We start from the raw sequence: 13,200 nt of genomic DNA, 5'->3' as shown, positions 1-13,200 counted from the left end.
GCCGGTCGCAGAGGCCCCGGGGGCAATCAGAAGAGCCTGCCCCAATGGCTGCCGCCCCAGTGCGGCTGCCCTTCCCGCAGCTCCTCGCGCTGCTCCTTGCGCCACTCCCAGGGCGGCGTCGGGCGAGGGTCGGCCCAGAGGCCCGCGCGCCGGGCCCGGGCGCTTTCCTGCAGCTTGAAGAGCCCGCCGCCGCGCCTGGTGGCAAGGCGGTTGTAGTCGTACACCCAGGCCCAGCCGTCGGCCACCATTCGGCTGCCGGCGTCCTCGCCGTTGCAGCTCACGTCGGCGACGGTGCGGCCGTAGCGGTCGGTGTCGATCTCGGTGATGAGCGCCTGCTCGCGAAAGCAGATGCTGCTCAGCGCCTGCCGGCTGCGCTGGCCGTAGGGCTGGGCTTTTTCCGGCGCGTCGATGGCGGCGATGCGCACCTTCACGCGCTCGTAGGCGCCGATGCGCCCGCAGCGGGCGGTGAGTGTGTCGCCGTCGCTGATGCCGACGACGAGGCAGTCGCGGGGTGCGGCCTGGGAGAAAAGAGGAAGGGCGAAGAGGAGAAGACTGGAAAGCAGCGCGCGAAAGTGCATGAAGGAGCCGGAAAGACCTGGAGATTGGCAGAATCGCCAAACCGATCAAGGCTAAGTGATCCGTGCGCCGGCAAAGATCGGGACACAGTTTTTTTCTTTCTCGCGTTCTTTGCGGAACGGCCGCTTCGAAGGAGACCCCGCACATGCAGGAACCCACCCGGGACGACTGGTTTTCCGCCGCCAACGACGCATGGGACTCCGGCGCGCACAAGAAGGCGCTGTCGCTGTTCCTCAAGGCGGCGGCCGCTGGCGAGACGCATGCGCTCAACAGCGTCGGCTACTTCCTCGACCACGGCATCGGCGTGAGGCAGGACAGCACCGCCGCCCGCCAGTGGTACCGCAAGGCGGCCAAGGCGGGCGACGTGGCGGGCTGCGCCAACCTCGCCATCTGCTACCGCGACGAAGGCAACTTCCGCTGGGCCCGCTTCTGGTTCGAGCGCGCCTACGCCGGAGGCGATGGCGACGCGGCACTGGAACTGGGCCGCCTCTTCCTCTGGGAAGGCCCGCACAAGAACCACCGCAAGGTTGTCGACTACCTCACGAAGGCGGTGGCGGCGGCATCCGTCACGCCAGCGGGAAAAGAAGAAGCCGGGAAGCTGCTGAAATCGCTGGGCCGCAAGTGAAAGGCCCCGATCTCGTTTCGCCTCACTTCGCCTCGCTCTCCGCCTCCTGCAGCAGCCGCCACATCACCTTTCCGCTCCCGCTCTTGGGCAGCGCGTCGACGAACTGCACCTTGCGCGGGATCTTGTAGACGGCCATGTTCTCGCGGCACCAGTCGATGATCTGCTGCTCGGTGGTGTCCTTGTGGGTGGGGCGCAGCACCACCACGGCCTTGACGGATTCGCCGCGGTAGTCGTCCTTGGTCGAGATGACGCAGGCTTCCTGGATGGCCGGGTGGCGGAACATCAGCAGCTCGACCTCGGCGGGCCACACCTTGAAGCCGCTCGCGTTGATCATGCGCTTGAGGCGGTCGGTGATGAAGAAGTAGCCGTCCTCGTCCATGCGGCCCATGTCGCCCGAGCGGAAGAAGCGCTTGCCCTCGAATTCGACGAAGGCGGTGGCCGTGGCGTCGGGGCGCTTCCAGTAGCCCTGGAACACCTCGGGGCCGTGGATGATGATCTCGCCCGATTCGCCGATGGGCATTTCCTTGAGCGTGTCGGGGTCGACCACGCGCGCGTCGGTGCTCATGAACGGGATGCCCAGGCACTGCTGCTTGGGGTGGTCCGAGGGGTTGGTGTGCGATGGAGCGGCGGTCTCGGTCAGGCCGTAGCCCTCCTGGTACTTCAGGCCGTACTGCTCGAGGAGGCGCTGCGCCACGGCCTGCGGCATGGCGGCCCCGCCGCCGCCGATGTAGGTCATGCTCGACAGGTCGTAGTCCTTGAAGTTGGGGCTGGCCATCAGGTCGATGACCATGGTCGGGATGTTGGTCCAGGCCGTGACCTTCCAGCGCGAGATGAGCCGGCCGGCCACGTCGCGGTCCCAGCGCGGCATGATGATCAGCGTGGCCGCCGCGAGGATGGCGGTGTGCATCATGCTCACCACGCCGGTGATGTGGAACATCGGCACCACGGCCAGCACCACCGTCTCGGAGGTGGAGCCGCCCCACATCTGGCCGGCGACGGCGTTGTGCATCAGGCTGGAGTGGTTGTGGATGCAGCCCTTGGGCAGGCCGGTGGTGCCGCTGGTGTAGGGCAGCAGCGCCATGTCGTTGGCTCCCACCACGTGCTCGGGCGGCGGGTGGCCGGCCTCTAGCGCGTCGGTCCAGGCGATGACCGTGCCGCCATCGAGCGCGGGCAGCGGGTGGCGGGTGGTGAGCCATTCCTTCCAGGCGGGCGCCGGGGCATCGTCGCCCGAGGCGTCGGCGTCGAAGGCGTCGGTGAACTGGGTCACGATCATGTGGTCGAGCCGCTGCTCGGGCGGCAGCGCGTTGCTGGCCTTGGCCAGCTCGGGCGCCAGGTCGCCGGTGATGAGGGCCACCTTGGCGTCGGGGTCGGTGATGTAGTGCTTGAGCTCCTCGGCCCGGTTCATCGGGTTGACCGGCACCACCACCGCGTTGGCGCGCAGGATCGCGAAATGCGCGATCACCAGCTGCGGGCAGTTCTGCATGTCCAGCATCACGCGGTCGCCGCGCTTCACGCCCAGCGCATGCAGCGTGCCGGCCAGCCGGTCGACCTGGGCGGCGAACTCGCGGTAGCTGGTCACGCGGCCGAAGAACACCAGCGCGGGCTTGTCGGGGTAGCGCGCGGCCGAGGTGGCCAGGTTGTGCCAGAGCGAGGTGGCGGGGACGGTGATCGAGTGCGGGAGGCGCTTGGGCCAGAACTTGTAATGCGGGCGTTGTTCCATGGTGGTCACGGTCGGGGGCGGGAGGGCGGGAAGATGGATGCCCGCCAGCCTAAGCCGCCACGTCCGCCGCTCGCATCGGGGAAGCCCCCGGGGGCGTCGCCTAGGTGACGCCAATTTTTCTCACATGCCCGGCCCTGCCGGATGCGCTCTGCGACTACAGACAGGCGCCGCCTTCCGCGCGATACCTGCAGGCTCTTCTCCTTTCCCCCCATCCACCCACCCAAACGAAGGAGCTTCCATGGCAGTAGAAAAGCACGCGAGCGTTCACTGGGAAGGCGCCGGCAAGACCGGCAAGGGCCTGGTCAGCACCGAGACCGGCGCCCTCAAGGACTACCCCTACGGCTTCGCCAGCCGCTTCGAGGACGACAAGCGCGGCACCAACCCCGAGGAAATCGTCGGCGCCGCGCACGCCGCCTGCTTCACGATGGCCTTCGCCTTCGCGCTGGAGCGGGAAGGCCTGGCGGCCACGAAGATCGACACCCGCGCGGCCGTGCGGCTGGCCAAGGACGGCGACGGCTTCAAGATCGACCGCATCGCGCTCGAACTCGACGCCAGCGTGCCCAACCTCGACGAGGCGAAATTCCAGCAGATCGCGGCCGCAGCCAAGGCCGGCTGCCCGCTGTCGAAGGCGCTGGCGAGCGTGCCGGAGATCACGCTGAAAGCCACGCTGGCCGGCTGAAGGCGCTGCTTATGATCGTCTCCCAACAAAAAGGAGACGGATCATGAACAAGCCCCTGCGGACCGCGCTCGCGGCCCTTTCCCTCGGCCTCGGCGCCACGGCGGCAATGGCCGCCTTTCCCGACAAGCCGATCAAGATCGTCATCGGCTTCCCGGCCGGCGGCCCGCTCGACCAGCACGCGCGCCTGCTGACCGACAAGCTGCAGGCCGTGCTGGGCCAGCCGCTGATCGTCGACTACAAGCCCGGCGCGGGCGGCTCGGTGGGCGCCGATGCAGTCGCCAAGAGCCCGGCCGACGGCTACACGCTCATGCTGGCCAACACCGGCGTGGCGGTGATCAACGGTGCGCTCTACAGCAAGCTGCCCTACAACACGCAGCGCGACTTCGTGCCCATCGCGCGCACCGCGATGCAGCCGCTGGCGCTCTTGGTCACCCCCAAGCTGCCGGTGCAGAACCTGAAGCAGTTCATCGACTACGCCAAGGCGCGGCCCGGCCAGGTCAACTACGGCTCGGCCGGCAACGGCGGCATCAGCCACCTGGTGCCGGAGATGTTCAAGACCGCCACCGGCATCTTCATGGTGCACATCCCCTACCGCGGCAGCGCCCCGGCCTTCACCGACCTGATGGGCGGGCAGGTGCAGTTCATGGCCGAGTCGATCCCGCAGGCGGCCAACTATCACAAGCAGGGCAAGGTGCGCGCACTGGCCGTGACCAGCCGCGAGCGCAACCCCGCCCTGCCCGAGATCCCGACCGTCATAGAATCGGGCGTCAAGGGCTTCGAGGTGGTGGGCTTCTACGGTTTCCTCGCGCCGAAGGACACGCCCAAGGACGTGGTCGCCAAGCTGAGCGACGCCTTCAAGCAGGTGCTGAACAACCCCGAGGTGCGCGAGCGCATGGTGAGCCAGGGCGCAGACCCGGCCTTCCTGGGCAGCGAGGATTTCGCGCGCTTCCTCGCGACGGAAACACCGCGCTGGGAGAAGGCGGTGAAGGCATCCGGCGCGCGGATGGACTGATCCCGCGCAGAACGCCGCTCAGGGCGGCGTGGCCGCGTGCCGCTCGAGCCGTGCGCGGTCCAGCAGCTCGATGGCGCGGTAGCGCACGCGCAGCGTGCCGTCCTCCTCCCACAGCTTGAGCTGCCGGTTCACGCTCTGGCGCGACACGCCGAGCATGAACGACAGGTCTTCCTGCGACACGCCCAGCAGCGCGCTGCCTCCCTTGTCCGCGCCCTCGCCCGTGCCCTCCGCGCGCGCGTCCAGCGTGAGCAGGCGGTGCGCGAGCCGCACCGGCAGCGGCATCAGGATCACGTCGTCGATCCACGCCAGCGCCTGGCGCAGCCGCAGGCACACCAGCCGGGTGAAGGCCATGTGCACGTCGGGATGCTCGGCCACGAGGCGATGGAAGTCGGCCGCAGCGACCACGGCCATCTCGGTGGTGTCGACTGCGCAGGTGTCGTAGACGCGCTCGCGCCCCACCAGCAGCGACACCTCGCCGAACCAGTGGCCGGGTTCGAGCATCGCGATCACCGCCTCGCGTCCGCCCGGCGCCACCACGCTCACGCGCAGAGAACCGGCCACCACGCCAAAGAGCGCGTCGGGCGACGAGCCCTTGTGGAAGAGCGATTCGCCGCGCGCCAGCGTGCGCCGGTGCGCCACTTCGAGCAGGCGCCGCTGCACGTCCTCGGCCAGCCGCATGTCGCCGTTGTGCACCGGCGATGGCTGCGCGTCCGGGGCCGTGTCGGGGGATGAAGGGGGCGTGCGTGGCATCGCGGGTTTGTCCGTAGCGTCGATTGCCAACACCGGACAGTCTTGTTTCAGGGGCGTGCCGATAGTACGCAGCGAGCCCGGAGCGGCGCATTCGCGCCAACCCGATGTCAGCAGCCATTCCTGTCACATGGAGCACACCCCGATGAGCAAAGACGACACCCCACGCACAGCACTCCAGGCCCGCCGCGAGCGCCTCGTGCTCGACCACTTCGCCGACGAGACCCGGCAGGACTTCGACGCGGTGCTCGGCACCTTCCCACATCCGCACTACGAGCTGGTTCCCAGCGGCGAGGTGCACGACGGCATCGCCGAGGTGCGCCAGTACTACATCGACACGCGCCGTGCCTTTCCAGACCAGCGCCACGAGATCATCCAGCTGCGCCACGCCGACGATTCGGTGATCGTCGAGTTCTGGCTGCTGGGCACGCACAAGGGCCCGCTCAAGGGCCTGCCGCCCACCGGCAACAGCTTCCGCTGCCGGATGAACGCCTTCTTCATCTTCGAGGGCGACCGGCTGGTGTGCGAGCGCGTCTACTTCGACACCCTGACGATGCTGCGGCAGCTGCTGGCGGGCGTGCCGGCAGAACAGGTCGGCGCGCTGGTGGCGGGGCTGCTGGGCCAGCCGGCCGCCTCGCGCACTCCCGAAACGGCCGCGGCATGAACGCGCTGCGCGGCGATGCGCTCGCCGGCCGGCATGCCATCGTGACCGGCGGCGCGCGCGGCATCGGGTTGGCGATTGCGCGGCACTACCTGGCGGCCGGCGCGAGCGTCGCGCTCTGGGACCTCGATGCGCTGGCGCTCGCCGATGCCCTGGAGACGCTCGCGCCGCTCGGCACCGCCGCGTCGGCAGTCGTCGATGTGCGTGAAGAAGACCAGATCGCCCGCGCGGCCGCGCAGTCGCAGGAGCGCTTTGGCGGCATCGACATCCTCGTCAACAACGCCGGGGTGCTCGGGCCGACCGTGCCGGCCTGGGAGCACACGCCGGCGCAGTGGCGCAACGTGCTCGACGTCAACCTCACGGGCGCATGGCTGTGCTGCCGGGCAGTGGCACCGGCGATGCTCGAGCGGCGGCGCGGCCGCATCGTCAACATAGCCTCGGTCGCGGGCAAGGAGGGCAACGGCTTCAACGCCGCCTACTCCGCCTCGAAGGCCGGGCTCATCGCGCTCACCAAGTCGCTGGGCAAGGAGCTGGCTTCCTCGGGCGTGCTGGTGAACTGCATCACACCCTCGGCGGCCGATACCGAGGTGTTCGCTGCCGTTCCGGCCGAACACCGCGAGCAGTTGCGCATCGCCCTGCTCTCGCGCGTGCCGATGGCGCGCTTCGTGGAGGTCGACGAGGTGGCCGCCATGGCGGCATGGCTCGCGTCGGACGACTGTTCCTTCAGCACCGGCGCGGTGTTCGACATCTCGGGCGGGCGCTCGATGTACTGAGCGCCTGCGCGCCAAAAAGCCAAGGAGAACTTCCCATGACCCGAGACCCCGACCCGACCGGCTTCGCCCAGCTGGCTGATTTCGACGGCGCGCGCAACGCCGCCATGCCGCAGGACCGCCTGCGTGCCATCCGCCGCGCCGCCGAGGGCCTGCGCGAGCGCCTGCTCGACGCGCCGCCGGTGCGCTTCGCACGCAGCTTCGACCTGCTGCGCATTCCGTATCCCGCGTGGTTCGCCTTCACCGGCGTGTACTCGCAGAAGCTGCTCAAGCCGCACATGGTGCATCTGCTGGCGCGCACGGTGCTGGTCCAGTACGACGACTTCGAGGGCCGGCTGCGCACGCTGCTGTTCACCCCGGCCGACTTCGAGGCCGGCAACGAGACGCCTTACTTCAAGCGCCTGGCCGAGCAGACACCGAAGTTCTTGCACAAGGCGATCGCGCCGGTCTACCGGACCGTGCCGCAGGCGCTGGCGAGCTGCGGCATCGCGCCGGAGCAGGTCGACTACATCACCTACGACCACCTGCACACGCAGGACCTGCGCCGCTGGCTGGGCGATGCCGGCACGCCTGGGATGCTGCCGAACGCCAAGCTGCTGGTGCACCGCCAGGAACTCGCGAGCGTGCAGGGCCTGATGCCGGTGCAGGCCGAGTGGTACTGCCCGCACGGGCTCGACGGCATTCCGGCCGAGCGAATCGTGGCTTTCGAAGGCAGCATCCAGCTCGGCCGCGGGCTGGCGCTGGTGCACACGCCGGGCCACACCGAAGGCAACCATTCGCTGGTCTATCGCGCCGCCGACGGCCTGCGGGTGAGCAGCGAGAACGGCGTGTCGGCCGACAGCTGGGCGCCGCTGCAGTCGCGGCACAACGGCATCCGCCGCTATGCGCAGGCCACCGGCGCGGAGGTGATCCTCAACGGCAACACGCAGGAAAGCAGCAACGACCAGTACCTGTCGATGGTGCTGGAGAAGACGCTCGCGGGCACTTCTTCCTCGCACGGCTTCAGCAACGTGGTGCCGTCGGCGGAATGCACGCCGCACTGGCTCTTTCCGGGCGCGCCGGCCAGCTTCCTCTGGGGCGAGACCAGCTTCGGAACGCCGGTGAAAGCCTGACCGAACGACCGACAACGAGGAGACAGACGATGAACACAGCCACCCTGGCCGGGGCGCAGGCAAGTACCTCCCCGGGCGCCACCGCCCGCGAGGACGCCGCCCTCTTCCGCAAGATCACCTGGCGCCTGATGCCGCTGCTGTGCGCCTGCTACGTGCTGAACTACCTGGACCGCACCAACGTCGGCTACGCGCAGCTGCAGATGAAGGAGCAGCTCGGCTTCAGCGACGCGGTGTTCGGCCTGGGCGCGGGCATCTTCTTCATCGGCTACGCGGTGTTCGAGATTCCGAGCAACCTGATGCTCGCGAAGATCGGCGTGCGCGCGACGCTGCTGCGCATCATGGGCCTGTGGGGGCTGGCCTCGGCCGCGATGATGTTCACGACGACGCCCACGCAGTTCTACGTGCTGCGCTTTCTCATCGGCGTGTTCGAGGCCGGCTTCGCGCCGGGCGTGCTGTTCTACCTGACGCTGTGGTTTCCGTCGCACCGCCGCGCGCAGGCCACGGCCCTCTTCTTCATGGCCTTCGGCGCGGCGCCCATCGTGGCCGGGCCGATCGCGGGGCTGACGATGACGTACCTCGACGGCGCGCTGTCGCTGCGCGGCTGGCAGTGGCTCTTCCTGCTGGAGGGACTGCCGAGCGTGCTGCTCGGCATCGCGGCCTTCGGCTGGCTGTCGAACGGCCCGGCGCAGGCGGCCTGGCTCAGCGCTGCCGAGAAGCAGCGCGTGGCCCGCCTGCTGGCCGAAGACCAGGCCGCGCACGGCGCCGCCGGGCGCCACACCTTCGGCGCGGCGATGCGCGACGGCCGGGTCTGGCTGATCGGCTTCATGTCGTTCCTGATCATCCTGGGCATCTACGCGCTGTCGTTCTGGCAGCCGACGATCCTCAAGTCGATGGGACTGAGCGTGCTGCAGATCGGCTTCTATTCGGTGATTCCGGCGGTGGCGGGCATCGCGGCCAACATCGTGGTGGGCCGGCATTCCGACCGCAGCAAGGAGCGGCGCTGGCACTTCGCGCTCAGCGCGGTCGCGGGCGCGGCCGGGTTGGCGCTGACGACGCTCTTCATGCATGACGCCATAGCCGCCGTGCTGTGCCTCGCGCTGGCGGCCATGGGCATCTCGGCGGCGTTCACCGTGCTGTGGGCGGTGCCGGGCAATTTCATGTCGAAGAGCGCGGCAGCGGCGGGCATCGCGCTCATCAGCACCATCGGCGGCAGCGCGGGGCTGGTGATGGTCGGCTGGCTCAAGACGCTCACGGGCGGCTTCACCGCCAGCCTCTACGTGCTGAGCGGGGCGCTGGTGCTGTCGGCATTGCTCATGCTTGTGGCACTGCCGGCCAGCGCGCTGGGCCGCGCCAGGCACTGAACCGGAGCATCCGCAGGGACCCCGCACCAGGGTCGCGCTCCATTCAGGTGCGCAAATCTTGCATACCAGTTGGCACAGAAGCTGCTGGTATGCAGGCATATGGCCATCTCCGCATCCGAAATCAGTGCACGCATCGTCGAGGCGGTGATGGCACAGAAGCTCGCGCCGGGTTCTCGCCTGGGCGAGCAGCAGCTGGCAATGCTGTTCGACTGCAGCCGCACCATCGTGCGCGAGGCGCTCACGCGGCTGGCGGCGCGCGGTATCGTCACGGTGAGCGCGCGGCGCGGCTGGTTCGTCATCGAGCCCTCGCAGGACGAGGCGCGCGAGGCCTTCGAGGCGCGGCGCGTGATCGAACTGGGGCTCATCCGAAGCGTGGGCAAGATCGAGAAGACCGCCCTGCGGCAGCTCAAGGCGCACCTGCAGCGTGAAAAGGCCGCACTGAAAGAGAGCGACGTCGGCAACCGCAGCTTCCTGCTGGGCGATTTCCACGTCTGCCTGGCCGAGTGCCTGGGCAACACGCTGCTGGCCGACACGCTGCGCGACTACACGGCGCGCACCACGCTGATCGCCATGCTCTACCAGTCCACGCACGACGCGGTGCAGTCCTGCGAAGACCACGTGCGCATCGTCGCGGCGCTGGAGCGCGGCGACCACGCCGCCGCCGAGGCGCTGATGGCCGAGCACATCGGCACGGTGCAGTCGGCGCTGCGCGTGCAGGCGCCCACCGACCCGCTGGCGCAGTTGCGCGACGCGCTGGCGCCGCTTCAGAACACGACCGCTGCGCCCGCCGCAGCCAAAGGCAGGCGCCGCAAGCCCGGCGCAGCCCCCGATTCCGATTCTTCGACTTACCTAGGAGCCCTGCTATGACCTTCTCTGCATCCAAACGCCGCGTCGCCCTGGCGCTCGCTTCCGCCGCCATGCTGGCCTCGGCCGGCGCCGCGCACGCCCAGAACGCGCTGGACAACGTGCTCAAGGCCAAGACGATCAAGATCGCAGTGCCCACGGACTACCCGCCCTACGGCTCGGTCGACAAGAACATGAAGCCGCAAGGCCTCGACGTCGAGATGGCCGAACTCATCGCCGCCAAGCTGGGCGTGAAGGTCGAGCTGGTGCCGGTGACCAGCGCCAACCGCATCCCGTACCTGCAGACCAAGAAGGCCGACCTGGTGATCTCCACGCTGGGCAAGAACCCCGAGCGCGAGAAGGTGATCGACTTCTCGTCGGCCTACGCGCCCTTCTTCCAGGCCGTGTACGCAGCCAAGAGCATGAAGCTCACCAGCTTCGCCGACATGGCCGGCAAGACCGTGGCCGTGACGCGCGGCGCGATGGAAGACCAGGAACTGAACAAGGTGGCGCCGCCGAACGTCGACTACCGCCGCTTCGAGGACAACAACGCGACCATCGCCGCCTTCGTGGCCGGCCAGACGCAGACCCTCGCGACCAGCGCCGCCGTTGCCGGCGACATGCTCGCGAAGAATCCGAAGGTCAGCGCCGAGTTCAAGCTGCTGCTGAAGGACAGCCCCTGCTTCGTCGGCATCGCCAAGGGCGAGACCGCGCTGAAGACCAAGGTCAACGAGATCATCGCGGCCGCCAAGAAGGACGGCACGCTCGATGCCATGTCCAAGAAGTGGCTGGGCAAAGCCGCTGGCGACCTCCCCGTCTGAACAAGCACTCCCCCATGCTTCGCGCACTTCGTGTCGCTGCGCACACCCCCTCGCCGGGGGCAACGCCTGCGGCCCGGCAAAGCCGGTTCCGCGGCGTTCCACGAAGAGAAGACTGACTTATGAACATCGAGTTTGACTTTGCTGCGGTGCTCTCCGAGTGGCCGCTGCTGCTGCGCGGCGTGGCGTGGACCATCGGCCTGACCGCCGTCGGCACCGTGCTGGGCATGATCGTGGGCACCTTCTGCGCGTGGGCGCGCGCCGACGGTCCGAAGTGGCTGCGCGCCATCGTGGGCACGTACGTGGAGCTGATCCGCAACACGCCCTTCATCGTGCAGCTTTTCTTCATCTTCTTCGGGCTGCCGGCCGCGGGCGTCAAGCTCACGCCGGAGGTGGCTTCGGTGATCGCGATGGTGCTGAACCTGGGCGCCTACTCCACCGAGATCATCCGCGCCGGCATCGAAGCCACGCCCAAGGGGCAGATCGAGGCCGCCGTGAGCCTGGCGCTCAGCAAGTCGCAGGTGTTCCTGCGCGTGGTGCTGCCGCCGGCGCTCAAGAAGGTGTGGCCCGCGATGGTGAGCCAGATCGTCATCGTGATGCTGGGCTCGGCGGTGTGCGGGCAGATCTCCACCGAGGAGCTGAGCTACGCGGCCAACCTCATCCAGAGCCGCAACTTCCGCGCCTTCGAGGCCTTCATCGTCGCCACGCTGATCTACCTGGCGCTGTCGGTGGCGCTGCGGCGGCTGCTCGACTGGGCGGGGCCGAAGTTCTTCTTCGGGCGCTGAGCGAACACGGGCACTTTCACCACCATGGCGGACTTTTCACTTTGGGACATCCTGCGCAACCTGCTGCTGGCACTGCGCTGGACTGTCGTGCTCTCGCTCATCGCCTTCATCGGCGGCGGCATCGTGGGCGCGCTGCTGCTCTTCCTGCGGCTGCGCGGCGGCAAGGTTGCCGGCCGGGCCGTGGGCCTCTACGTGCAGCTCTTCCAGGGCACGCCGCTGCTGATGCAGCTCTTCCTGGCCTACTTCGGCATCGCGCTCTTCGTCGTGGACGTGTCGGCGTGGACCGCCGCCAGCCTGGCGCTCACGCTCTACACCAGCGCCTTCCTCACCGAAATCTGGCGCGGCTGCGTGGCCTCGATCCCGAAGGGGCAGTGGGAGGCCTCGGGCAGCCTCGCGCTGAGCTTCGGCGAGCAGCTTCGCCACGTGATCCTGCCGCAGGCGGTGAAGATCGCCATCGCGCCCACGGTGGGCTTCCTGGTGCAGGTCATCAAGGGCACCGCGCTCGCGTCGGTGATCGGCTTCATCGAACTCACCAAGGCGGGCAGCATGATCTCGAACGCCACCTTCCAGCCCTTCGTGGTGTTCAGCTGCGTGGCCCTGCTTTATTTCGTGCTGTGCTTCCCGGTGAGCCTGTACGCCAAGAACCTCGAGAGGAAATCCCATGGCCGCCGTGCTTGAACCCCAACAACAACCCGCCACCGCGGTGGGCTCGCCCATCGTGCGCATCACGGCGCTGCGCAAGTCGTACGGCACCAACGAGGTGCTCAAGGGCATCGACCTCGACGTGAAGCGCGGCGAGGTGATCGCCATCATCGGCAAGAGCGGCTCGGGCAAGAGCACGCTGCTGCGCTGCGTCAACGGGCTGGAGGTGTTCCAGGAAGGCTCGCTCACGGTGGACGGCAAGCCGCTGCTGCACGAGAGCGCCATGGCCATGCGCGAGCTGCGCCAGCGCGTGGGCATGATCTTCCAGGGCTTCAACCTGTTCCCGCACCTCACGGTCGGCAAGAACGTGATGCTCGCGCCCACGCTGGTGAAGAAACGCACCAGCCTCGAAGCCGCCTCGCAGGCACGCAAGCTGCTCGCGCGCGTGGGCCTGGCCGAGAAGTTCGACGCCATGCCCGATCAGCTCTCGGGCGGCCAGCAGCAGCGCGTGGCCATCGCCCGCGCGCTGGCGATGGAGCCGGCCGTGCTGCTGTGCGACGAGATCACTTCCGCGCTCGACCCCGAGCTGGTGGGCGAGGTGCTGCGCGTGGTGGAGTCGCTGGCCGACGAGGGCATGACGCTGCTGATGGTCACGCACGAGATGAGCTTCGCGCGCAAGGTCAGCGACCGCGTGATCTTCATGCACCAGGGCCGCGTGCACGAGATGGGGCCGCCGGCCGAGCTGTTCGGCAATCCGCAGACGCCGGAGCTGAAGCAGTTTCTCTCTTCGCTGCACGACTGAGCCGCTGCCGGCCGGGCTGCTATCCTCCGCCCATGGCCAGCCTGCGT

15 protein-coding genes are annotated in these 13,200 nt (G+C 68.5%); 12 read left to right on the top strand and 3 right to left on the bottom strand.

Going from position 1 to position 13,200, the window contains the following annotated elements; all coding sequences use genetic code 11:
* Positions 1 to 26: 26 nt before the first annotated feature.
* Positions 27 to 578 carry a thermonuclease family protein gene (locus FHT32_RS12060; RefSeq protein WP_176664854.1) on the bottom strand — a complete coding sequence of 184 codons (552 nt, stop codon included), beginning with the start codon at positions 576 to 578 and terminating at the stop codon, positions 27 to 29.
* A gap of 143 nt (positions 579 to 721) precedes the next feature.
* On the opposite strand from FHT32_RS12060, the gene FHT32_RS12055 reads away from it, so the two are divergent.
* Complete coding sequence (locus FHT32_RS12055) at positions 722 to 1,201, top strand: tetratricopeptide repeat protein (protein ID WP_176664853.1); 480 nt, start codon at positions 722 to 724, stop codon at positions 1,199 to 1,201.
* A 22-nt stretch (positions 1,202 to 1,223) separates the two neighbouring features.
* Here FHT32_RS12055 and FHT32_RS12050 read toward each other — a convergent pair whose 3' ends face one another.
* Entirely contained in the window at positions 1,224 to 2,921 is a 1,698-nt protein-coding gene (locus tag FHT32_RS12050; RefSeq protein ID WP_176664852.1) for a long-chain fatty acid--CoA ligase, read from the bottom strand.
* Positions 2,922 to 3,159: 238 nt separating this feature from the next.
* On the opposite strand from FHT32_RS12050, the gene FHT32_RS12045 reads away from it, so the two are divergent.
* Entirely contained in the window at positions 3,160 to 3,600 is a 441-nt protein-coding gene (locus FHT32_RS12045; RefSeq protein WP_176664851.1) for an OsmC family protein, read from the top strand.
* 43 nt (positions 3,601 to 3,643) lie between these two features.
* Positions 3,644 to 4,612, top strand: a complete 969-nt coding sequence (locus tag FHT32_RS12040; protein ID WP_176664850.1) for a tripartite tricarboxylate transporter substrate binding protein — start codon at positions 3,644 to 3,646, stop codon at positions 4,610 to 4,612.
* A gap of 18 nt (positions 4,613 to 4,630) precedes the next feature.
* Here FHT32_RS12040 and FHT32_RS12035 read toward each other — a convergent pair whose 3' ends face one another.
* Positions 4,631 to 5,362 (bottom strand): Crp/Fnr family transcriptional regulator, encoded by a 732-nt coding sequence (locus FHT32_RS12035; protein ID WP_176664849.1) that lies wholly within the window; start codon positions 5,360 to 5,362, stop codon positions 4,631 to 4,633.
* A gap of 142 nt (positions 5,363 to 5,504) precedes the next feature.
* Between FHT32_RS12035 and FHT32_RS12030 the strand changes: the two genes are divergently transcribed.
* The 9 genes from FHT32_RS12030 (at position 5,505) to FHT32_RS11990 (ending at position 13,153) form a co-directional block, all read left to right on the top strand.
* Complete coding sequence (locus tag FHT32_RS12030) at positions 5,505 to 6,023, top strand: ester cyclase (RefSeq protein ID WP_176664848.1); 519 nt, start codon at positions 5,505 to 5,507, stop codon at positions 6,021 to 6,023.
* Entirely contained in the window at positions 6,020 to 6,793 is a 774-nt protein-coding gene (locus FHT32_RS12025) for an SDR family NAD(P)-dependent oxidoreductase (protein ID WP_176664847.1), read from the top strand. Before FHT32_RS12030 ends, FHT32_RS12025 begins: the two co-directional genes overlap by 4 nt.
* Positions 6,794 to 6,828: 35 nt before the next feature.
* Positions 6,829 to 7,902, top strand: a complete 1,074-nt coding sequence (locus FHT32_RS12020; RefSeq protein WP_176664846.1) for a hypothetical protein — start codon at positions 6,829 to 6,831, stop codon at positions 7,900 to 7,902.
* A 29-nt stretch (positions 7,903 to 7,931) separates the two neighbouring features.
* Complete coding sequence (locus FHT32_RS12015; protein WP_176664845.1) at positions 7,932 to 9,263, top strand: MFS transporter; 1,332 nt, start codon at positions 7,932 to 7,934, stop codon at positions 9,261 to 9,263.
* A 99-nt stretch (positions 9,264 to 9,362) separates the two neighbouring features.
* Positions 9,363 to 10,130, top strand: coding sequence for a GntR family transcriptional regulator (locus FHT32_RS12010; RefSeq protein ID WP_176664844.1), 768 nt, complete (start codon positions 9,363 to 9,365; stop codon positions 10,128 to 10,130).
* Positions 10,127 to 10,927: a transporter substrate-binding domain-containing protein gene (locus FHT32_RS12005; protein WP_176664843.1), complete on the top strand. Its 801-nt coding sequence runs from the start codon at positions 10,127 to 10,129 to the stop codon at positions 10,925 to 10,927. Before FHT32_RS12010 ends, FHT32_RS12005 begins: the two co-directional genes overlap by 4 nt.
* A gap of 119 nt (positions 10,928 to 11,046) precedes the next feature.
* Positions 11,047 to 11,709 carry an amino acid ABC transporter permease gene (locus tag FHT32_RS12000; protein WP_126024151.1) on the top strand — a complete coding sequence of 221 codons (663 nt, stop codon included), beginning with the start codon at positions 11,047 to 11,049 and terminating at the stop codon, positions 11,707 to 11,709.
* 24 nt (positions 11,710 to 11,733) lie between these two features.
* Entirely contained in the window at positions 11,734 to 12,387 is a 654-nt protein-coding gene (locus FHT32_RS11995; protein ID WP_176664842.1) for an amino acid ABC transporter permease, read from the top strand.
* Complete coding sequence (locus FHT32_RS11990) at positions 12,371 to 13,153, top strand: amino acid ABC transporter ATP-binding protein (protein WP_218088176.1); 783 nt, start codon at positions 12,371 to 12,373, stop codon at positions 13,151 to 13,153. The genes FHT32_RS11995 and FHT32_RS11990 overlap by 17 nt, the downstream gene beginning before the upstream one ends.
* The last annotated feature ends 47 nt before the right edge of the window (positions 13,154 to 13,200 follow it).

This window comes from Variovorax sp. SG517 (genome assembly GCF_013376045.1).
In the GTDB taxonomy this organism is placed as follows: Bacteria; Pseudomonadota; Gammaproteobacteria; order Burkholderiales; family Burkholderiaceae_C; genus Variovorax.
Note: the sequence above shows the minus strand (reverse complement) of the source record. Positions and strands in the feature narration are given on the sequence as shown.

Excerpts from the sequence above, each read along its gene's own strand:
- FHT32_RS12060 (WP_176664854.1), bottom strand. The coding sequence starts at position 578 with ATGCACTTTCGCGCGCTGCTTTCCAGTCTTCTCCTCTTCGCCCTTCCT.
- FHT32_RS12055 (WP_176664853.1), top strand. The coding sequence starts at position 722 with ATGCAGGAACCCACCCGGGACGACTGGTTTTCCGCCGCCAACGACGCA.
- FHT32_RS12050 (WP_176664852.1), bottom strand. The coding sequence starts at position 2,921 with ATGGAACAACGCCCGCATTACAAGTTCTGGCCCAAGCGCCTCCCGCAC.
- FHT32_RS12045 (WP_176664851.1), top strand. The coding sequence starts at position 3,160 with ATGGCAGTAGAAAAGCACGCGAGCGTTCACTGGGAAGGCGCCGGCAAG.
- FHT32_RS12040 (WP_176664850.1), top strand. The coding sequence starts at position 3,644 with ATGAACAAGCCCCTGCGGACCGCGCTCGCGGCCCTTTCCCTCGGCCTC.
- FHT32_RS12035 (WP_176664849.1), bottom strand. The coding sequence starts at position 5,362 with ATGCCACGCACGCCCCCTTCATCCCCCGACACGGCCCCGGACGCGCAG.
- FHT32_RS12030 (WP_176664848.1), top strand. The coding sequence starts at position 5,505 with ATGAGCAAAGACGACACCCCACGCACAGCACTCCAGGCCCGCCGCGAG.
- FHT32_RS12025 (WP_176664847.1), top strand. The coding sequence starts at position 6,020 with ATGAACGCGCTGCGCGGCGATGCGCTCGCCGGCCGGCATGCCATCGTG.
- FHT32_RS12020 (WP_176664846.1), top strand. The coding sequence starts at position 6,829 with ATGACCCGAGACCCCGACCCGACCGGCTTCGCCCAGCTGGCTGATTTC.
- FHT32_RS12015 (WP_176664845.1), top strand. The coding sequence starts at position 7,932 with ATGAACACAGCCACCCTGGCCGGGGCGCAGGCAAGTACCTCCCCGGGC.
- FHT32_RS12010 (WP_176664844.1), top strand. The coding sequence starts at position 9,363 with ATGGCCATCTCCGCATCCGAAATCAGTGCACGCATCGTCGAGGCGGTG.
- FHT32_RS12005 (WP_176664843.1), top strand. The coding sequence starts at position 10,127 with ATGACCTTCTCTGCATCCAAACGCCGCGTCGCCCTGGCGCTCGCTTCC.
- FHT32_RS12000 (WP_126024151.1), top strand. The coding sequence starts at position 11,047 with ATGAACATCGAGTTTGACTTTGCTGCGGTGCTCTCCGAGTGGCCGCTG.
- FHT32_RS11995 (WP_176664842.1), top strand. The coding sequence starts at position 11,734 with ATGGCGGACTTTTCACTTTGGGACATCCTGCGCAACCTGCTGCTGGCA.
- FHT32_RS11990 (WP_218088176.1), top strand. The coding sequence starts at position 12,371 with ATGGCCGCCGTGCTTGAACCCCAACAACAACCCGCCACCGCGGTGGGC.